Below are 21,217 nucleotides of genomic sequence, written 5' to 3'. Positions count from 1 at the left end.
AATTATTAGTACGGGAGCAAGATGCTCCCACTGCGGTGTCTCGTAACAAAAATAATTACAATAGACCTTTCAAGAAAAGAGGGAGTAGGGGGTAGGGAGTAGAGGGAAAGAATTAATGATTTATCTACGATAATTGATTTTATTTTTATATTGGAGATGTCTAATACCAAATTGATAAATGTTTGCTACAATAGGGTATTTATTACAGCGCTTTGGCCGATCTCTGAACCACATCGTCATAACCAAAACCCTGTAGGGACACCATTCTGAGCTATGCGTCAGCTTTCCGGCTGTTAGCTTCGCATAACTATCGTTAACGCCCCTACTGTGGTCTACCCACATGAAAACCGCTGTAGGAGTCAACCCACCCCTAACCCTTCCCAACCCATCCCCGCTCCTCCCAGGAGGGAAACTCAGGAGGACCTCCTCACATGGGAATGGCTTCAATACCACTTTTAGGTCATAAATTCTCTTTTTCTCTTGGTGCGTTACCAGGTGCAACTAGCGTCGTCGCTGGGTCGCACCGCTCTCTTGGTTTCATGGATATGGCGAGGGAACCTCAAGAGCGCAGAGCCGCTTCGTTTTTTCCGTTTGTCATGCTGCGCAAACATATCGGCGACAGCCGTTAAAGTAGTTATGCGCCAGCAAAACCTCATCCCACCCTACGGGAAGCTCCGAAGATCCACCGCTTTGTCAAAGGGACATCTCATGCAAAGTATACACGATCACCTCAGGGGAACGGAGTTCTATCGCACTTATTATTTGTAACATTCTTTTTTAATTGGTATAATGCACCACCACCAAAGAATGCTTGGTTGTGCGTCAAGAAAGTGTGGTTCCTGTGGGGAGGGTGGGGAGAGCTGAGAAAGTAGGAGGAATAATTCTACCTGTATCTTTTCCTAACTTTTTGGTCCAAGAAGCTTAAATACTTGCACCCCCTTCGCGACCAAAATGCGCTCAACCTTTATATATCAGTGCTTTTAGATTAGATTCGCCAGCCATATTTACTTATCCCACACATTACGCGCTCTGCACAACCGAATGCTTTTCTTCAGTGAAACTTCAATTATTAAATAATTTATCAAAATAATTATAATTGGGTCGCGCAACCCCGCCTTTTAAGGCGAAATATTTTTGGAGAGTTGCTCAAATCTCCTACTTCCCCTCCTGGGAGTAGGGGTGGGTTAACTTCTGTATCGGCGCCATTCGGCAGCTTTGCGTCAGCAAATGGCCATTTGCTACGCACAACTACGTTAACGCCCCTACTGACTTCTGACTTCTGACTTCGTTAAAAATGAAGGTCAATAGCATGGTGGGACTTCTCACAGATTCAGTTAAAAATTGTCAAAGATTGGATAATAATTGCTGAGTTGATGATAGGTTAGAACTTTAGCTATGAATAGCCAAAAATTGAGGAAAAATCTATGGCAGTACAACCACCTCCACCTCCATCTATTACTCCACGCCAGATGAATTTGTTGCGGATTGTTGCTTATATGGCATGGTCTGACGGACAACTGGCGCAAGAAGAGGTAGACTTAATGTTAAATCGATTCAGTAGTCTTTTTGCTACAGGAGATGGGCAGCAACAACTTCAGGAAGAATTAAGGGATTATTTTATGCAAAATATCCCATTAGGGGAGTCAATTCCTAAATTAGAATCCCAACAAGAACGGGAACTGGTGCTAAAGTTGGGTTACGAGGTAATTGCTTGTAGTGCTCGTACTCCTGAAGAACCAAAGATTAATGAAGATGAAGAAGCTGCTTATGAAAATTTAAAGCAATTGCTGAATCTTCCAGGTGATGTAGTGGAGCGTATAGAAAATGAGGCAAAAACTGAACTGAATAACCAAGAGGGAATAGTTGAGATGATGACTCGTGGTTTGCAGGAATTTATGCAAAATTAATGGATTGATGGTGAATGTACCAACTCATCTATTTTTGCCTTTTCCCTCTTTTACTTTTTCCATAAGAGAAAGTATGAAGGGGGTATGTTTTAGTTGATTTTGCTAAAATTCAAAGTCAAATTATTTCTGTAATTTAAGCTTGAGAATTTGAGAATTTATAGCATAAGGAAGAAAGAATAAGGAAGAAGCAAGAAGGAAAAAGGAAAAATCTTATGTTGTCTGAGTTTTAAGCTTTTGATATGTCCGCTCCCTTTCCTTTGACTGCTATATCTATAAACTATGTCAGAAATTTAATTAAGAACCTCTCATTGTTTCCTAAATCAATAATCTAATATTGAGTTGTGAGTTTTTATTTTTTTACTCGATAATTTTAGGCCCAAAAAAGTTGGTTATGCCTTTGATAAGTCAAAACAAAATTTAGTCTTTAGGTTTTAATTCTCTGATAATTAATCAAAGATAAAAACAGATAAGTTAAGTAAAAAAATAGCTAATCTGATGATGGAGAAATCATACATTAAATGCAAAAGTTCGCAACTAAAAATTATCGAAAAATTGAACAGCAAAAAGGAGAGATGAGTTTCTCTCCCATTGAAAATAAAAATTTAACTTGGTTTTTGAGAAATCATACCTGTTTGACGCGCATAGGCAAAAAGACCACCAGCATCAATGACAGGTTTTACTTCTCCCAAAGACTTCAACTGATAAGTCTTACCAAGAGTATGATTAGTTAACTGATTTTCTTCAAAATCAATAGTAATTTCCTGACCAGTTTCAAATAACTCACATAGGCGATCTACAGACTCCCAAGGATATAACTCCCCGGTTGCCGAACAATTGCGAAAAAAGATGCGAGCATAAGATTGAGACACTACTGCTTGGACGCCAGAAGCACCCAAGGCGATAGGTGCGTGTTCCCGCGAAGACCCACAACCAAAGTTTTCTCCAGCCACAATGATTGGATAGTGGGTTTTCATTTCTCCCGGTGAGATAAACTTACCGTAGCGATCGGGCAACCCACATAGAGCATAACTACCTAACTTTTCATATTCATCTGGCTTGGAAGGAACCAAGGTCAAGTACTCGGCGGGAATAATTTGGTTAAACTAAGCCAGTTTGTTACCAAACCGACTCGTCTTCAGAACCGGACGTGAGACTTTCACCTCATCACGGCTCCTCTCTTAAACGTCCCTTGTCATGGGTACATCCCTACCTTAATATCAACATATCGTCAACCCATAAATAATTTTCAGGTAAGTCCTGTAACTTTGGTTGCGTGTATGTCTTTTTATCTAAGGCAGTTTTAGTATCGTGGCAATGTCGGTGCAACAGTTGTTTATTCTTTAGTTTGTTGTCACCACCTTCAGATTTAGGTTTTATATGGTCTACTTCCATAAGGTCGCTTGACCTGAAGGTTAGTCCACAAAATGCGCATTTATTCTTTTGACGTTTTAGTAGCGTCGTGACTTCTTTTCTTATGCCTGGATACTTGCCGATTCTATTGCTCCAATAAGTCCAATCGCCGTCATAAGGGGATTTATTACCTTTAACTTTTATGTGTCTTATAATTGGCACATCCGAGTGTTGGTTAAGTATATATTCACCGTCATTAAGTACCCAATTCCTGGTTTTTTTGCAGTGAGGGAAATACTTATCTTTAACCCATTTAGCCGACTTATTTGGATGCCTTCTACTTACCCATCTCCATAATCTTTTCCATAGAAGCATATCCAGTTTGCTGAATGTCTCTTTGCTGACTACAGTTGAGAAGTAGTTACTCCATCCTCTTATCACCGGATTTAGTTTGGCTATTAAAACTTTAACGGAGGCAGTTTTGATAGAATCACATATATCTGCCAATTTCCGATAGTGAGTTTTAATACTCTTGGAGGATGGTTTAATTAGTGTTTTAAATCCATGTTTGGTTGACTTAACCTTCCATTGCCTGATTGTGAAACCTAAGAAGTCAAATCCGGGTTTATTCCCTTCATATTCTTCCAGGGTATGGGCAATTTTGGTTTTCTCTGGTTTTAGTTCTAATCCTACCTGGTTTAACCATTCCTGTATTACGGTTTTTGCTTGTAATACTACTTTGATGTCTTCGTGTAGGATAACAAAGTCGAGACTCATAGCGTATTAAAGATAAGCTTTTTTGTTTGTGCCGTTTTGCCATTACCCCTCCACTTGGATATTTGAGGGGCAGTTTTTCGGCAAATTCCATTAATCTTTCTTCCATACCGTGCAAGGCGATGTTTGCTAGTAAGGGCGATATAACCCCTCCCTGTGGCGTACCTTCCACAGATTCTAGGAATTGATTGTTGCCCATCACTCCAGACTTCAACCATTGCTTGATTAACGGTCTGTAAGGAGATTGGCCTATCTTTCCTAGAAGTGCATCATGGTTAATTCGGTCAAAACACTTGGATATGTCAGCATCAAGAACATATTTAGGCTTGTGTTTAATACTGTCAAAGATGGCATTAATGGCATCATGTGTTGACCGTCCTGATCTAAAACCATAGCTATTAGGTTCAAAACGTGCCTCCCACTCTGGTTCCATACCTAACTTAACCAGGGCTTGTAACGCACGGTCGTACATCGTAGGGATGCCTAATGGACGTTTTTCATTTTTACCTGGTTTTGGTATATAGACTCTGCGGGTCGGGCTTGCTTTGAGGTGGCGTGATGAGAGTAGGTTCACCAAGTTGAATCTTTGCATGGGAGTAGGTTTTTAATTCCATCTACCCCGGCAGTTTTCTTCCCCTGGTTATCCTGTGTCACGCGTCTAACAGCTAGCAACCTAGCGTAATAGCTTTTTAAAAGAAGTTTTTGGTATCTGCGCATCTTGCGGAGTTCGCCACTCATGGATGCTCTGTAAATCAATTTTTGTAATCGAAATACAGATTTCTCTACCTTCTTCCAATTAATATCCTTCCATTTAAGGTTAGGATTGATTGAAATTTGTGAAGGTATATCCTCTGTATCCCATGCTACGCTTAAAAAGCGAGTGCGTAATTCTGAGGTCTCCTCAGAATGTAAGACGCACTCAAGAAATGGTTTAGGGTTTCCTAACTTTCTTTTTAGTGTCTGAGCTTTATTCATTACTATTCATTGCCTTACATTACGTCTAACAGTGGATACGTCTGCAAATTAATGCTTTTTATCCAATCCTACTCTCCCTTTGACCTACAACATGAGTGTAGATTGACCTTGAATGGCTTCCTAAGTTCTCGACCTATATTCTTAGGTGTCAAAGAGAGGTTTCCTCGTTCCCTTATTCCTTTATTACGGCTGATTTAGTGGGGTAAACTCTCCCGGAGGGTTCGGCATGGTTGCTGATAACCCCACAGACATAGGATTATCCATTGACCCTCTGACTTTGTCCTACATTCCATAGCTACCTTTGGAATGGCTTATTGTAACGAGAGTTTAATTACCTTCCTGTTCGTCCACTTGTCAGCCTTTGCTCGCGGTATCGTTCCTCGGTAACTGGTATTTTCCCGCTTTTAAACCAGCTTCGGAGATTGATGTTCAGTCTCTACTCCGTGGCCTATGCTGTCAACCCAACAACAAGGCGGATGGAATTTCACCACCAAGGATATAAGAGTTTTCCAATGGCCATATATTTAACCTCCTTTAAGATTAGTCACGGAAGGCTAGGTAACCTGCTTTTCGGCAGTCTTGGCTAGCCAACGAGTCGCACGTCGGTATCAATATTGTCATCTACTACAAATATTTTGCCACTTAGGGATTGGGCCATAATCAGTTTTTTGTTTTCCCTCTATTGCTGTAGCAAATTTTAACATAAGGTTCTTAACTTCAAATAGCTAATACCATTTCTCAAAAACTTTTCTACATTTTCGCATTGCAGGGGAGTGGGGGAGTAGTAAACACGATCATAATTAATGCGCTCCCAGGTAATAATAATCAAAAAAGTGGTTTTGTTAGTATTAATTATTTAATAATTGAAGTGATAATTAAGTATAGCATTATTTTTGGTAACTGGTATAATATCGTAGACTTCTTGCAGAATTAGTAGACTTAGCTGTAGTTGTCAGAAATATAGAATAGAAAAGAGAAAAAGGTATAGTAACAGATTTAATTTTTCTTGATATTGTACAACTTTATTGTTAATCAGAAGTTGGTCATATTAATGAAATGGCCAGTTTATAAGTAAAGATCGGTAAAGCCAAGGTTTTATAGTGGGAATTAAATTATACAAGGAATATCTTTCAACAATTAATGATTAATAATTAATAATTAGGGCTTGCTGATTAAATCTAAAAGCATTGACATATAAAGACAAGTGCCTTTTTGGGGCCTTTAAAAAGTGCCTGGTATCACGTCTAAAACGCTCAAAAAGTTATTATTTTAGGCTTATAGTTGGGCAGAACAATCTTGGGACAAAACTTAGCTCCTACCTCCTCGCTCCCAAGCCATTTCTCCTGTCTTCCCCTCCAGGGAGGCAGGGCTAATTCATTGTCGCCAGAGAAAAATATTGAGGAGTACAAGTTTGGCCATATTGTCAAGTATTTCATAGTCTTTTCCCCTAAATTATCATACTTATACAGGAAAAATTTATGTCACAGACTCAGTCGCGATCGCTAATATCAGTCGCGATCGCCAATACCAGAACTATTGAAATCGAAAACTAGGGGGGAGTGAGGTTCTGTGTATGGGCCAATTTCAATTCTCAATGACTACAGTTCTAGATTTATAATCATCAGAAAAATCTGCTCCAAATCGTGAGCAATGGTACGAATCGCAGTAGTGAGGGAAGAATAACCATGAAGGCGACAGATAGCGATCGCCAACTGACGAATCACAGAAAAATTAGCAGCAGCTTGAGAGTGCCGAATTAGACTTGTGTCCTCTCGAAACACTACATCTTTAACCCAATGTAGTCGATTCTCAATTCCCCAATGTCCCTGAATTCCTACTGCAAATTCTGCTGCACTTAATTTCAGACTGCTAATGTAGTAAGCTGTTTGATAATAGTCAACACTTGCTCGTGTACCCTGACGCTCAACTCTAATCACAGACTTAATTCCTTCCCACTCAGAGCTAATTCCCAACAGATTATTAAACACAGACACTGTTCTACAAACCACACGATTTCTAGATCTATCTTCTGATATATCAACACTACTTGGTTGTGTTTGTTCAGTTGTTAGTTGTACTTGCTGGTACAGTTTTTTTTGATTACCCTTGACTGCTATTGTGTAATGGTTACCTCTGTCAATGATTAACTTGACGGTTTTTTTTGACAATGTAAAGCATCGCAACTAAAAACTACTCCTTCAAGGTTTAAACTAGCCAATATGGCTTGGACAACAGCAATTTCACTACTTTCTTCCCACGTGAAATTGTTCTATGGCTACAGGTACTCCTTGACAATTACTGAACACAGAAACAACATTGACAAAGTCTTGGTAAGAACCATAACAGTCACTGACAGTAGACCTAATACTCTTACCGTCCACTGCTAACCATTCGGCCTCTTGAATTGTTATTTGGTGTTGAGCCCATTGATTGAATACTTGAGCTAATTGAGCAAAATCAATTCTGGTCATAATTCGCCGAAATGTAGACTTCAGTTGGAAAACTCAAAGGCGATAGCTCTAGTTGTTGCTGTAATGCCAGATGATGACGACGAGCAAAATCTTCTAGGGCACAATAGGAGAAACAACCGCTCATTGTACCCATAATTACTAACAGTAATACTAACCATAATGGATAACGTCTCCCTCTAGCAGCTCGAAAATCTGGTAATTGGGCCAATATTTGTAATAAGTTCATTTCTATCTAAGCCCTAATATTGAGAATAGTTAGCTTAACTCAATACTTGACAACAATCATTGTACTCCTCAATATTTTTCTCTGGCGACAATGAATTAGCCCTGCTCCAGGGAGGGGTTAGGGGTGGGTTGTTTCCTACCCCTACTAAAAGACTTTTGAGCGCAAAGCCTAATTAACAATTACCTCTCCTTTATAGCGCTTTTCGCTCTTGATGAACCACATCTTCACAAGCAAAATATTGTAGGGACGTTCCATGGAACGTCCCTACTGTGGTCTACCCAAATGAAAACCGCTGTAAAACGGATAAGATTGACTAATCATGAAAATTTTTCTTTATTATCCCCTTAAAAGGGAGGCTTTAAACCACAATTTTTAGGTAAAAATTATAACTATTTCCCTATCTACAATCTTATTAAGAAAAAGGTATAAAGTTATTGATATTTAATTTTATTTGATTGCTTTTTTCGGTAATAATTGTGAAGTCTAGCCAAGAAAGTTTAGACAAATTAAAAATCATATTTAACTATCTGAGTTAACTATATAAATCAATTACAGTAACTACCAATGACAGATCAAATTAACGATATATTTATACAAGCGCGTCAAGGAAGTGTAGCAGCTATTATTCAAGTTCTTAATCAACAGCTTGCTACATTAGATGTAAGAATTAGAGCTATATTTTCGGATGGTGTTTTACAGCTTTTATGCGAAGCACCTGAGATTGAACAGTTGGAACAGTCTAACCTTGTAAAGCAAGTTAAGCATACTCTCGAAGACATCTCACCTCGTAATATCCGAAAAGTAAATATTAACAGTAGAATTGTCCAAGAACAACAATTACTATGGCTTGATGAAATTATCAGAGACCCAAAAGATAAGTTGCTCTGGTCTCAACAAATTACTTTGACTAAGCCCAATATTTTTAAACAAATAGCACGTCATTTTCAGACAAATAAGCCTCAACCAATTCCCATATCTCTATCTACAGGTATTAAACCAATTCAAATGCAAAACCAAAATCAATTTCAACTGGGTATGATGAGTGGTTTTTTTCTAAGTCTACTGATGCTGGTTTTGGGCATTCAAGTTAATAGATGGTTAAACTTTTCTAGGTTAGATAGAATATCAATTACAGAAAACACAACAGAAAATATAACCTTACAGTCTTCTGACTCCACTATTAAAAATTTAGAGGATACTATAGCTGAGTCGAAAGAAGCTTTTGCTCAAGCGGTACGACTTGCTCAAGAAGCTGCTGCTGATGGTAAAACAGCTCAGTCTCAGGAGGAGTGGATGGCGATCGCCTCCAAATGGCAACAGGCAGCACGACTAATGGCCTCTGTTTCTCCAAATTATTCACGCTATGATGTGGCAGTCAATAGGGTTGAACTTTACCAAAAAAACAGCGATATAGCTAAACAAGAAGCTAATAAAAAATAAGAAATTCTCTATTTATTTCTGTATTATTTTTATCTTTTTTACCAAATTCAAAAAGAATCCGACACCTTATCTTTTAACTCCTGACTCCTTACTTCTGATATCAAACCCGCTCAGGTTAGGTATAAAAATGTTCCAACCGATGCGCCATTGCCAAACCTTTCTCGATATTCCCCTCCAGGGAGGGGTTAGGGATGGGGACCCATCCCCCATCTCCACATTTTCCCCTCCAGGGAGGGTTAGGGGTGGGTCTCCACCTCTGAATCTAATTATGCCAATGCTACCAGATTTGAATATGATATAAAATCAGGTTATAAAGTACAGTATATGTTGATAATTCTATAATTACTTCAATATTTAATTTCCCCTACTCCCTACTCCCCTACTCCCATGCTCCCCTACTCCCCTACTTCCTAGCGCGTAGCACTATAGGTGAAATTGGCATTAATCTACCCATCTTCCGGAATTTTCGTTTCCCAGTTACAATCAATGGACGGTGGATAGATTTACAGAACTTATAGTATGCTCACTAAAGATGCCTCTCAGTCCCTTCGTTGGCAACGCACTCAATATTCTCCTCTAACCAGAAAAATAGATGTTTTTAGTGCCTTCGGAAAATTTTTTTCCTTTTTATGGTGGGACAATTTATTTCAAAATAAGTTTGCCTCTGTGAGAAAGCGTAGGGCTAAGTGGTTGGTGAGGACTATGCTAGATTTAGGCCCAACTTTTATCAAAATAGGTCAGTCTTTATCCACACGGGCTGATATATTACCGAAGGAATATGTGGAGGAGTTAGGAAAATTACAAGATAATGTTCCTTCTTTTGAAACGACAGAAGCGATCGCTATTATTGAGTCAGAGCTTGGTAACTCTCTTTATTCTCTCTATCGAGATTTTCAAGAACGTCCCATTGCTGCAGCTAGTCTTGGACAAGTACATAAAGCCAAGTTACAAACAGGTGAGGAAGTTGTAGTTAAGGTACAGCGTCCTGGATTAAAATCTTTATTTGACTTGGATGTAAAGGTTGTCAAAAGTGTTATCCGTTTTTGTCAAAAGTATTTTGCCTGGGCTAAAAGGTATGAATTAGATGCTATTTATTATGATTTTTTAAAATTCTCTATCAAGAAATTGATTATGTGAATGAGGGGAAAAATGCTGACCGTTTTCGGGAAAATTTTAAAGATTATTCGGAAATAATTGTACCTCTTGTTTATTGGACTTATACTACGGAAAAAGTTATTACTCTTGAGTATTTACCGGGAATTAAAATTAACGACAAAGTACGACTAGAAGCTTGTAATATTAATCCAAAAGGGATTAATCAAATAGGAGTTTGTTGTTATTTAAAGCAATTATTATTAGATGGTTTTTTCAAGCAGATCCTCATCCAGGAAATTTAGCTGTTAGTTTAAATGGTGGCGTAATTTTTTATGATTTTGGCATGATGGCTGAGGTAAAGTCATTGACGAAAGACCAGATGATTAAAACGTTTTTTGCTATTCTCAGAAAAGATGTTGACCAGGTGCTTAATACTTTGATTACTATTGGTTTAATTGAGCCAATGCCGGATATTATGCCTGTAAAAAGATTAGTGAATTTTCTATTGGAAAATTTTACAGATAAACCTGTCGATTTTTATAATTTTGATGAAATAAAGGAAGAACTTTATGTTTTGTTTGAGCAGCAACCATTTAGATTACCTTCCCAAATGATTTTTATTCTGAAGTCTATATCTACTTTAGATGGTATTGCTAGAGAACTCGATCCTGAATATAGTTTGGTTACTTGCGCTCAACCTTTTGTTAAAAGTATTACTGTTGCTCAAGGTAGAGGTAGAGTTGTAGGGGAATTGGCAAAACAGACAAGAGATTTTATTAAGTATAAGTTACAGCAGCCAAGTAAAAGTGAAATTTTAATCCGTCAATTAGAAACGAAAATTGAAGATGGGGAAATTCAATTTAGAGTCCGCTCTATTGAAAATGATCGATTATTAAAACGGATTAATTTGGCTTTGAAAACTTTGATTTTTACTTGTTTTTCTGGTTTTACTTTCCTCTCAGCTTCAGTTTTATTGGCAGAAGGATTGATGAAAGCAGCAATAGTGGTTGGTATATTATCAGGATTAGGATTTATCTTGGTTTTAAAGTCAGGATTTGAATTATCTTTCAGAGAAAAATTAGACAAAATGCCAGATAAGTAAATATTTATATATCCACATCAATTATCTTCATTGACTTTTCTAAAATTAAATTTATCAGGAAAATATTAAGCATAAAGACTTAATTATTTTCTCCATTTTTTATATTACGTTTTGGAGTGGGGAATGTAGATTTAAGCTTTTATGGCGACCAATTCGCTAATGAGCAATTATAGCAGTCTCAAGAAAGGTGAGGACAGTTAAAAAGTTTAAAACTCAGACAACGTAATACTTTTCCTTATTCCTTATTCCTTCTTCCTTCTTCCTTCTTCCTTCTGCATAGATAATGATAATATCAAGACATTCATATAGTTTTCTTGACTTATTAGTAAAAATGTATCCAGAAAAATTTTTGTCATCCCCTGTTTGGCGTGCCAGAATGAAGACTTACTTCAAACTTATGGATGTCGATAAAAATGGGGTTTTAACCCTCTCCGACTTTGAAGAAATTGCAAATCGTTTAATTCAACTTCAAAATGATTCATCAAAGAATGAAGAAATTCGCGAGATGTGTCATTCTCTGTTTCAATATTTTATGGCTGGAGGGGGACCAGTTGATAGTAACACTCAAATTAGTGAAGAAGATTTGATTGCTAATGTTGCAAAGACTGTATCATTATCATTAGCTGAATCTCCAGATAAAATATATGAAGTAGGCAGACATAAAAACGAGCTTTTCTTCGATATTATTGACACCGATCATTCTGGGGAAATATCTCGTGAAGAGTACCGAAAGTACCTGGCAATATACACCGGAGAAGAAAAGTCTGACAATGCTGACCAAGCTTTCGACAGTATCGACTCAGATGGCTCAGGTTCCATCACTCGTGAAGAGTTTGTCGAAGCTCATATACACTACTGGTTTGAAATTGGGGGTGATAAAGATAATTCTCCCCTTCCCTATGGAAAATTAGTCGATTCTTGACATCCTCTCCCGTTAAATCTCGCGATTATAACGGGAGATTCCTAAACCTCACGATGCTCGGTTTACTGCTTGAATGGCACTTTTGTCATACATTTTGAAGTGCAGAATTATTGACAAAGTGCAAGAAAGTTTGACAGGCTGTAATAGTTGTCAATTTGATTAATTTTGATTAAAGGCACATCACTATGAAGCATTTTTTCCTATTCCTACGCAGGGCATTTATTGTGTCCTTGGTGGGCATATTGTTGTCTGTCAATACATTTATAGGGGAAGCAGTTGCCGATACTCCAACAGAAACTGTTGCTGATACCCCTACCATAAGCTGTAATCCCCATATTCGCTATGAAGCCAGTACCGAGTGTGGGAAAAAGAATCTCAAATCCCTTGAGAAAGCCCTCAAAAGAATGAAAGCTATGGGATGTGAAGACCCACTTAGCTGGTATTATCAGGGATCAATTCACTGGGTACCTACTGCAGCCTCTGGGTTATCAGGACTCATAATGGAAAATCCACTGTGTCCCTTCTATTCCGAATTTTCTGTAAATGCTCAAGGTAATCCTATTCCCGACACTGGCAAATTGCTTACCTCCTGGGATAACTGCACCCATGACTCTGCAGGGACGTCTGGCATTCACTTTTTGCCCTGGCATCGGCTGTATGTGTATCATTTTGAAAAAATTGTGCGGAAATTGTCCAATAATCCTGACTTCAACCTTCCTTATTGGAATTATATTAGTTTATTCGATACGCAAATCCCGGATAAAAGTCGGCTAACTATGCCCAAGCAGTTTTACACACCAGCAGATGATTCTAATTCTCTCTATGAATCAGGAAGAGACCCGGGATTGAACAATGGTGGGTCACTAGACCATGATTTTGCCAAGAAAAATTTATTAGATGCAGTGGAAGGACTAAAAAAAGGGACAGTGTATGAGGACTTTAACACAACAATTGATATTAGACCCCACGGCCTAATGCATAACTATCTTGGCGGTTACTACTCGGAAGAAAATCAAAATATCTTTAATATAATCTATAACCGCTCTGTAGACGATCAAGGCAACCCCCAGTTTGGCTTAATGACAAATGTTCCTAGCGCTGGCTTTGACCCCATCTTTTGGATGCATCACGGCAATATCGATCGCCTTTGGGCACAATGGACTCAGCTACCCAAAACGCAGCCTGTTACCCAAGAGGAACTGGAGAAAGTAAGTTGGCCTTATCAATTTTTTGAACCTAACGGTCAGGTAAAAGGCTACACAATGCAGGAAGTCATTGAGGCCGTCTACAATATGGATTATGTGTATGATGATGGCACGAGGCCTAATCTCCCTGTTCAAGCTGAATCAACTTCAACACCTTTCATTGCTGAATCAACTTCAACAGCTCCCACAGCAAAAGCTCTCAAAGCTAAAATAGGTAAAAAAGTCCTAGTTAGCAAGCGGACTAGGAAAAAAGTGGGACAAAATCAAGAGTTTATCGAGCCAGTTCTGATAGACTCTCAATTCCTCCCTCAATTGAGATCCAATAGGTCGAACCTTCAACTTGACAGTCAACCTGAATCCGATGAGCCAGTCACTGAAGAAGGGTTATCTCAACCCGAATATTTGGAGGTCAGTGTAACCTATACCGGACACCCTCTAGGCATCTACGAGGTCTATCTCAATTTACCTAATGAGGAAGAATCCAAGAAGGCTGCCATTGCTGATATTGACACCTACTTTTTGGGTACTATGGCTTTCTTTGTCCTAGATAGCGATCGCCCAACCTCAAAAACATTTCTATTTGATATTACTGATGAGGTACTTGAGCAAGGTAAAAAGTTTGAGGAGTTCAACCCAGATTTACTTTCCATCTCTATTCTCAAGAATGGCGGACCTGTGGATGAAACCATAACTGTTGACAACATATCCATTTTCACTCGTGAATAGCGGGCTATTTAAGTACTGAAGAATTATAGTTTTAATCTCTTCAGGACTTACGCAAAACACAAAATTATACACTATCTATAGGGGTGAATGGCATTCGCTCCTACTAGATATGGTGATTTTCCATAAGTCCGGCTCTTGACGAAGTGCAATAAAGTCTGAAAGACTCTCATAATCGTTAATTTGATTAATTTTGACAGGACTTACGCAAAAACAGTATACATAGTACATACTAATTGAGGCGATCGTTTTATGGATTTAGCGATCGCCTTTGTTTTGGTTATGGCGATGTGGTTCACCAATTTGAAAAGCGCTGTAAAGTCAGAAGGCATGAAGTTCTGTAGTCTACCTTTGTGAAAACCGCTATAATGTGCAGAAGGGGTGACAGAAAAGACTAAAAAAAAGTACAATAAAGTTTGACAAGCTGTAATCGTTGTCAATTTGATGATTACAAGGTACATCTCCAATATGAAGTATTTTTTCCTACTCCTATGCAGGACATTTATTTTGTCCTTGGTAGGTATATTTTTGTCAGTAAGTACATTGGCAGGAGAAACTGCTGCTGATAATACCCTTACAAATACCTGTAACTCCCATACTCGCTATGAAGCCCATATCTTCTGTGGAAAAAAGAATCTCGAAACGGTAAAAGCCAATACCATACAGGAAGTCATTAAGGCAATCTACAGCATAGACTATAAATATAATGACACGAGTCCAAATCTCTCTGCTATATTAGATTTAACAACTCTTATGGCCAATAAACCCCCTAAAACGCTCCTGGGTACCAATAAGACTACAGGAACAGTGGGAAGCAATCAAGAGTTTACCCAGACGGTTCCGCTGAACCCTCAATTCCGCAGTCAACTTGAATCCAATCAGTTATTCACTAAAGACGGGTTATCTCAACCCCAATATTTGGAAGTAAGTGTAACCTATACCGGACGACCTCTAGGCATCTACGAAGTCTATCTCAATTTACCCAATGAGCAAGAAGCCAAGAAGGCTGCCATTGCTGATATTGATACCTACTTTCTGGGTGCTATGGCTTTCTTTGTTTTAGAGAGCGATCGCCCAACCTCAAAAACATTTCTATTTGACATTACCGATGAGTTACTTCAGCAAATTAAAAAGTTTAAGGAGTTCAACCTAGATTCACTTTCCATCTCTATTATCAAGAATAGTGGACCTGTGGATGAAACCATAACTGTTAACAAGTTAGACATCTACACTCGTGAATAACAGGCTGTTTAAGCGGTGAAGAGCAATAATATTAATCTCTTGACAAAGAGCAATAAAGTTAGAAAGACTCTCATAATTGTCAATTTGATTAATTTTGATAGGACTTAAGCAAAGAGACTATACATAGTAAATACTAATTTAGGCGATCGCTAAACCCATAGAGCGATCGCCTTTCCCATCAAAACCCCCTTAACTGGACTTTTAAATTTTTTACACTGAAAATGGCTTCAAACCCAGTATTAGCAGGTGAAATACCTGAATTTGCTTAAAATGGCTGAAACCTAGATATATCAAGAAAACGTTCTATTTAAGGTAAAAATATTACTGTATCAGGACTTACGCAAAGACACTGTGTATAGAGTCCAGTAACTATTGGACAATAGTTATGGGTACTATATATAGCGTATCTGCTTCAACAATTAATAATGAATAATGAATAATGAATAATTACCTCTCCTTGAAAGAAGAGGATTGACAAATTCATGAAAATTTTTCTTCTCTTGGTCGATTGGATATGGCGCAGGTTTCGGAGCCATCCCATCCTAACGGACTGCTCCGCAAACGACCGCTTATTATCCCCGATCAAGGGGAGGCGCATACCCACAATTTTTCGGTAAGTCCTATGTATAAAGGTTTAGCCTTATTTTTAACCTATTTTTTCCAAAAGTCCAGTTAACCCAACAACACTTTCATTCTATGAAGCTCCAAAAAAGAAGTGGGGTCGAAAAAAAAATAGGCTTGCATCCTCAAACCAACTCTGATAGTATAATGTTATTGGGGATTTATTGCCCCTACGCTAGACTTTTTATTCAACACAAAACATTTCCGAAAACCGAAAAAGCTGTCTTTAATTATCACACAAACAACTTTTTGTCAAAACAGCAAAAAATGACCAAAGAAAAATTAGTCATTTTGAGCAAAGAAAATTAAGAAAAAGATCGGGCAAGACAACGGCATAATAGGGATTAACAGCATTAAAAATCAATCAAGACATAAAATGCCCTAAGTTTATCACAAGTATAGAATATCACAAAATCGAAAAAAATCCCTAAAAATATTGAAACCTCGTTAACCAACTCAGAAAAATTTCCTTATTTAACAATCAGACAAAAACGGTAAAGTTTAAAATATTAAAACCAAAAACAGAAACCTATAATTACATCTAATTTAAACCTCCAAAACAAAATATTATCAACCAAATCAAAAATAAAAAAACAAACACTTATTCAAACAAATATTATTAGGCACATCCGCAGCTCATCAATGCAACATTATTCACCGAAAAACTGGGTTTGAAGCCTCCCCCTAAAAGGAAGAGGATAGAATAAAAGGAAAATATTTTCTTGTTTTTCCTTTAAGGGAGAGGATTTTCACCTCACGGGGTGACAAGCAGCTCAAAGCTATTGTTGTATAAAGGTTTAAAGGATGTAAGCAATGGTGAAAAATTGACTGGTTTTGTAAGAATGATAATCATTATTAGTGGTGGTGTGGGTTCGCGATATAGCTGCCGCTAGGCTCCGCCAACGCGAACCCACACATTTTTAAAAAGGATTATCATTATTATTGGCAAAAATCCATATTTTCTACAAAAGTAGAATCCTGGAAATCCTTATCCAACAATAGTTTTGAGGAGCTTGTCACCCCGTGAGGATTTTTACCTTAATTATTCGGTAACAGGCTCTTGATAGCGAAGCTCCTCCGGAGGAGGCAATAGAGCAAACCCGCAGACGTGAGAACCATCTCTGGATTAGATTCCGCAAGGTATTTGATTTAAGTGGACTCTTTGTTGGCGTAGCCTTGCGGAGCGCAAACCAAGAATCCTGGTTTCAGGAGAATCTCCGCGCCTTTAGGTTGGAGAGTATGTCAACCAACTCAGATTGAATTTTTTCTAGTTGCAAATCACGACCAATCAATACTAACTTAGTCTGCCTAAGTTCCTCTTTTTGCCAGAGACGGTCATAGAAATAATCAAAGCGCGAACCTACCCCTTGTAAAACTAAACGCATTGGTTTATTCGGCACCGCAACAAAACCTTTAATTCGATAAATTTCATCATTTATCGCTAACCTTTTCAACTTTTCTACTAACTCTTTCGGTTCAAATTCTTGCTCTAAAATTAAATGAACAGAATTAATTTCATCATCATGTTCGTGGTCTTCCTCTGTATCATGGTGACTAGGGCGAGCATCTAAATCATCTTCAACTGCTGCATTAAATCCTAACAATACATCCGGACTAATTTCTCCCCCAATACAAGAAACTATTTTTACAGTTTTAGGCAACTGTTCCTTTAACCAATTTTGTACTTTATTTGAAGTAGCTTCATCAACCATATCAACCTTAGTTAATAAAACTAAATCCGCACAAGCTAACTGGTCTTCAAATAATTCCTCTATAGGTGTTTCATGGTCTAAATTTGGGTCAGCTTGACGTTGAGCTTCCAAAGCATCAATATCTCCTACCAAAGTACCATTTGCCACTGCTTCACAATCAACAACAGTAACAACTCCATCTACAGTTGCAGAAGTCTTAATTTCAGGCCAACGAAATGCTTGTATCAAAGGTTTTGGTAATGCTAACCCAGAGGTTTCTATTAAAATACTATCAATTTTTTCTCGGCGTTTTAATAGCTGCTGAATAGTCGGGAAAAATTCTTCTTGCACTGTACAGCAAAGACAACCATTTGTTAGTTCAACAATGTTATTAGTGGCATCTTCTTCATCACAAACTTGACAGGAACGCAAAAGTTCTCCATCTATGCCAACCTCTCCAAATTCATTAACTAAAACTGCAATACGACGACCTTGATTATTTTGTAATAAATGGCGAATTGTGGTAGTTTTTCCACTACCGAGAAAGCCGGTAATTACAGTAACAGGAATTTTGGCACTCATAAATTTTAATACTGTTTATTGATGATTTTTTTGACAAATAGAAAATTGAGAATAAGGAACAAGCTAGAAATCAAAAATTAGAGGAAATAAAACTAAGTACAAAATTACCTAGATTTATTAGGTATAGCAGAAGTAAGAAGGAAAAAGGAAGAAGGAAGGACTAAAAGAGCTAAAAATTTTGTTTTGTCTGAGTTTTACAGCAGATTTCAGATAAATGAGGTACAAGTATGAATGCTAAAGTGTTCGTAGTGCGGGCATCTTGCCCGCTATAGCATCTTGCCCGCGACAGGTGTACCTTACTAATATGAAATACGCTTTCATTAATGGATAATGGATAATGAATAATGGATAATTACCTCTGGTTAAAACCGTTACGGAATTTAATGTCAGGAAATATTATTTCTTTTGTTCCCCTTGTAGAGTGGCAGCTCGCGACGCAGCCAAGGGGAGGCAGAGTAAGCTGAATTATTTAATTAATAATTATTAATTATTAATTTTTCGGTAAGTTTTTGATATATCCGCGCCCTTTCCTTCCACTGCTATAAATATTTTATGAACTATTAAATTTGGTCTTTTCCTTGCTTTAGATTTTTATTTTATCCATAGCAAAAGCAAATATTGAATTGCTGAAAAAATGAATAAATAGAGTAATGATGAATCAAATAAGGAGAAATTTTTTTCCATTGTTGCTTTCTGGAACTGTTGCCTTCTATAGAATTTAGTAATGAGTTTGAAACTAGATTCTCAACTTTTTTAGCAGGCAAAAAAAGTTACTAAAACTTTCCCCTGTTTTCTAGAGAATTATAGCGGTTTTAAAATAGATAGACTACAGTGACAAGTTACTACCTACGGACGTTGTATGGAATGTCCCGACCTCCCTAACCCAAAATAATTTTGTAGTCTACTTAAATGAATTGCGCTGTAAATTTCTTATACCAATTTCATAAAATATTGCTACAGTGGTTTTCTCTGCTGGTCGGAATTTAGAGATTAATACTGTAACGACCTTTTTTGAATTTGGTATTACTTACATTTCCAATATAAATCCTATAGCTACATTTAATTAACAAACATAGGAACTACTAAAGCCATAGTAACGAGTGATAGAAGAAAGGTAAGCATTTCCTGCGGAATGCGGAGCTAACAGCTGTCAGTTATTAGCGCTTCCTTTCCTTCGCAATGCTACGCAAATAGCAATTACAGCAGTTTCCTAGTGGATGAGGTACAAAGTTTATTGCTCTAGGCAAAAGCTCCGTAAGGCAACAGGCAACAGGGAATATAGGAATAAATAGTCTTATAACTGTACCTCACTATCTTCAAAAGTGCTGTAATTTTGGGGCAGGTAAAGGCAACCTTTGAAATTGAGTTTGAATAAAAAGTTACTGTCAAATTACCCTCCACAAACCTAAGAAGTAATTATTAATTACTAATTGCTGAATGCTTACTTAAGAAACACAATTAACATTGAAAAATATCTGTACTTTTTCAACAATTAATTTTGCTTAAATCTCTCCATAAATTAATGGTGGAATTCTTGCTAAAACGCCTTTTTTTAAATGCTTAGGTCTTTCCGACCAAGATAATAATCCATCAGATTTAGCATCATAGAGACTCGCACATTCTAATACTGCTGCTGATACTTCTGACAAAACTTCTGTTTGAGATGGTAAATCTCCAAATACATAAGTATGCTTACCAGGAGCAGCAAAAGAGATAGCGCAAGAGTGACTACAAGCACTCATACATTCTATTGGTTTTATAGAAAATCTATCCCGTAAGTGCCAATTTTTATATTGTTGGGAAAGTTGTTCGAGTAGTTTTTCTCCTCCACTAATGCCTTGTCGTTTCCCATCTTTCCAAACACTCGCACAAGTAGTACAAACAAATAGTATTTGTGGCGTAGACATTCTGTTTTTTTGATAATTTTGTAGGAATTTAATTGTGCTACTAACTAAATATTACTCTGGTGAAAAATACCATTCCAATAGCACCTATTGCTAAACCCAAGAAGCGCATTACAAGAAAGAATTTATTTTGCCAAGAATTACTTACTAATTCAGCAGATTTTATTATTAATAATGCTATTAATAATTGCACCACTGTAAAGCCTAACAAATATGCAAATCAAGGTGTCATTTCTGCACCAATAATTGCCTCTCCATAAGCATAACCATGAAATATACCAGCAATGGCTGCAAAGATACTTAAGAATTGGACACTCAGCTTCTGTTTAAGAGCTAGCATTGTACCAAAAACAAGTACTGATAGAGCGATCGCTATTTCTGTTAAAGGTAAATCAATACTTAGAAGATGGATACCTGTTCCTAATATTACTGTAGCGAGAAAAGATGCTATTATTGATATACCATTGGGGATTCCTACTGCAATTAATCCAACTGCAACTACAAAAGCCAGATGATCTATTCCAATAACTGGATGCCCTACACCAGATAGAAAACCTTCCCACAAATTACTTGGTGTTTTTCCATCCATTGGATGATGAGCTATTGCTGATTCTATTGTGCTGAAAAAAATTAAAATTGCTAGTGCTAAAATTACTTTTATTCTATGCAATTGATGAACAATCCTACTTTTTGTAGGCTTGTAATGTTTATCTTTCATCCGTACCTCGCAGATGTATTGATTATTTTTATTAATAATGTTGGTGGGCATTCTGGCTTAATGAAATTTTAGACTTTACTAAACTCATTTCACAGTTGCGGGACAGCGTTGGATTTACACCAAACTTTCCCCTTTACTTCTAACGACTGACCCTCGCTAGAACCAACATAGTTTAAGAACTATATCATAATATTTCTCTTCTAGCTCAAAATATTTTTGATTTTTATAAATTTTTCAACATTTTCTGCTTAATACATCTTTTCAAAAAA

Annotated in this window: 13 protein-coding genes, 2 pseudogenes and 1 riboswitch; of the genes and pseudogenes, 6 read left to right on the top strand and 9 right to left on the bottom strand. The window is 37.4% G+C overall.

Features of this window, described 5'->3' with window-relative positions:
• Window positions 1–1,424 precede the first annotated feature (1,424 nt).
• A complete protein-coding gene (locus SAGCYANO_RS28540; RefSeq protein ID WP_202223157.1) occupies window positions 1,425–1,907 on the top strand; it encodes a TerB family tellurite resistance protein in 483 nt (160 codons plus the stop codon).
• 602 nt (window positions 1,908–2,509) lie between these two features.
• Here SAGCYANO_RS28540 and SAGCYANO_RS28535 read toward each other — a convergent pair.
• The 5 genes and pseudogenes from SAGCYANO_RS28535 to SAGCYANO_RS28515 all read right to left on the bottom strand — a co-directional run bounded on the left by SAGCYANO_RS28535 (window position 2,510) and on the right by SAGCYANO_RS28515 (window position 7,703).
• On the bottom strand, window positions 2,510–2,977 hold the full coding sequence (locus tag SAGCYANO_RS28535; RefSeq protein WP_237396795.1) for a 3-isopropylmalate dehydratase: 468 nt from the start codon (window positions 2,975–2,977) through the stop codon (window positions 2,510–2,512).
• Between the two features lie 33 nt (window positions 2,978–3,010).
• Window positions 3,011–5,006, bottom strand: a pseudogene (gene ltrA, locus SAGCYANO_RS49490) (group II intron reverse transcriptase/maturase).
• Window positions 5,007–6,604: 1,598 nt separating this feature from the next.
• Window positions 6,605–7,174 carry an ISAs1 family transposase gene (locus tag SAGCYANO_RS28525; protein ID WP_202220848.1) on the bottom strand — a complete coding sequence of 190 codons (570 nt, stop codon included), beginning with the start codon at window positions 7,172–7,174 and terminating at the stop codon, window positions 6,605–6,607.
• A 75-nt stretch (window positions 7,175–7,249) separates the two neighbouring features.
• Entirely contained in the window at window positions 7,250–7,477 is a 228-nt protein-coding gene (locus SAGCYANO_RS28520) for a hypothetical protein (RefSeq protein WP_202219317.1), read from the bottom strand.
• On the bottom strand, window positions 7,464–7,703 hold the full coding sequence (locus SAGCYANO_RS28515; protein ID WP_202219316.1) for a transposase family protein: 240 nt from the start codon (window positions 7,701–7,703) through the stop codon (window positions 7,464–7,466). Before SAGCYANO_RS28515 ends, SAGCYANO_RS28520 begins: the two co-directional genes overlap by 14 nt.
• A 564-nt stretch (window positions 7,704–8,267) precedes the next feature.
• Here SAGCYANO_RS28515 and SAGCYANO_RS28510 point away from each other — a divergent pair.
• The 4 genes and pseudogenes from SAGCYANO_RS28510 to SAGCYANO_RS28495 all read left to right on the top strand — a co-directional run bounded on the left by SAGCYANO_RS28510 (window position 8,268) and on the right by SAGCYANO_RS28495 (window position 14,193).
• The gene (locus SAGCYANO_RS28510; RefSeq protein WP_202223156.1) at window positions 8,268–9,143 is read left to right on the top strand and encodes a hypothetical protein; all 876 of its coding nucleotides are present in this window, start codon (window positions 8,268–8,270) and stop codon (window positions 9,141–9,143) included.
• A 519-nt stretch (window positions 9,144–9,662) separates the two neighbouring features.
• Window positions 9,663–11,340, top strand: a pseudogene (locus SAGCYANO_RS28505) (ABC1 kinase family protein).
• Window positions 11,341–11,689: 349 nt separating this feature from the next.
• On the top strand, window positions 11,690–12,262 hold the full coding sequence (locus tag SAGCYANO_RS28500; protein ID WP_202223155.1) for an EF-hand domain-containing protein: 573 nt from the start codon (window positions 11,690–11,692) through the stop codon (window positions 12,260–12,262).
• A 245-nt stretch (window positions 12,263–12,507) separates the two neighbouring features.
• Entirely contained in the window at window positions 12,508–14,193 is a 1,686-nt protein-coding gene (locus SAGCYANO_RS28495; RefSeq protein WP_202223154.1) for a tyrosinase family protein, read from the top strand.
• Between the two features lie 200 nt (window positions 14,194–14,393).
• On the opposite strand, the gene SAGCYANO_RS28490 is transcribed toward SAGCYANO_RS28495, so the two are convergent.
• A complete protein-coding gene (locus tag SAGCYANO_RS28490) occupies window positions 14,394–14,630 on the bottom strand; it encodes a hypothetical protein (RefSeq protein WP_202223153.1) in 237 nt (78 codons plus the stop codon).
• A gap of 88 nt (window positions 14,631–14,718) precedes the next feature.
• Here SAGCYANO_RS28490 and SAGCYANO_RS28485 point away from each other — a divergent pair, with 88 nt between their 5' ends.
• Window positions 14,719–15,432, top strand: coding sequence for a hypothetical protein (locus tag SAGCYANO_RS28485; RefSeq protein WP_202223152.1), 714 nt, complete (start codon window positions 14,719–14,721; stop codon window positions 15,430–15,432).
• A gap of 1,826 nt (window positions 15,433–17,258) precedes the next feature.
• On the opposite strand, the gene cobW is transcribed toward SAGCYANO_RS28485, so the two are convergent.
• The 3 genes from cobW to SAGCYANO_RS28460 all read right to left on the bottom strand — a co-directional run bounded on the left by cobW (window position 17,259) and on the right by SAGCYANO_RS28460 (window position 20,999).
• Window positions 17,259–18,326 (bottom strand): cobalamin biosynthesis protein CobW, encoded by a 1,068-nt coding sequence (gene cobW / locus SAGCYANO_RS28475; RefSeq protein ID WP_202223150.1) that lies wholly within the window; start codon window positions 18,324–18,326, stop codon window positions 17,259–17,261.
• 1,502 nt (window positions 18,327–19,828) lie between these two features.
• On the bottom strand, window positions 19,829–20,233 hold the full coding sequence (locus SAGCYANO_RS28470) for a DUF1636 domain-containing protein (RefSeq protein WP_202223149.1): 405 nt from the start codon (window positions 20,231–20,233) through the stop codon (window positions 19,829–19,831).
• Between the two features lie 217 nt (window positions 20,234–20,450).
• On the bottom strand, window positions 20,451–20,999 hold the full coding sequence (locus SAGCYANO_RS28460; protein WP_237396791.1) for a HupE/UreJ family protein: 549 nt from the start codon (window positions 20,997–20,999) through the stop codon (window positions 20,451–20,453).
• Window positions 20,973–21,130: riboswitch (cobalamin riboswitch) on the bottom strand. Its footprint overlaps the gene before it by 27 nt.
• Window positions 21,131–21,217 lie beyond the last annotated feature (87 nt).

The organism is Okeania sp. KiyG1, assembly GCF_014132355.1.
GTDB lineage: Bacteria > Cyanobacteriota > Cyanobacteriia > Cyanobacteriales > Microcoleaceae > Okeania.
Note: the sequence above shows the minus strand (reverse complement) of the source record. Positions and strands in the feature narration are given on the sequence as shown.

Bases quoted from the DNA above. Each gene is read 5' to 3' on its own strand.
- SAGCYANO_RS28510 (WP_202223156.1), top strand. From the start codon at position 8,268: ATGACAGATCAAATTAACGATATATTTATACAAGCGCGTCAAGGAAGT.
- cobW (WP_202223150.1), bottom strand. From the start codon at position 18,326: ATGAGTGCCAAAATTCCTGTTACTGTAATTACCGGCTTTCTCGGTAGT.
- SAGCYANO_RS28470 (WP_202223149.1), bottom strand. From the start codon at position 20,233: ATGTCTACGCCACAAATACTATTTGTTTGTACTACTTGTGCGAGTGTT.
- SAGCYANO_RS28515 (WP_202219316.1), bottom strand. From the start codon at position 7,703: ATGAACTTATTACAAATATTGGCCCAATTACCAGATTTTCGAGCTGCT.
- SAGCYANO_RS28520 (WP_202219317.1), bottom strand. From the start codon at position 7,477: ATGACCAGAATTGATTTTGCTCAATTAGCTCAAGTATTCAATCAATGG.
- SAGCYANO_RS28460 (WP_237396791.1), bottom strand. From the start codon at position 20,999: ATGCCCACCAACATTATTAATAAAAATAATCAATACATCTGCGAGGTA.
- SAGCYANO_RS28540 (WP_202223157.1), top strand. From the start codon at position 1,425: ATGGCAGTACAACCACCTCCACCTCCATCTATTACTCCACGCCAGATG.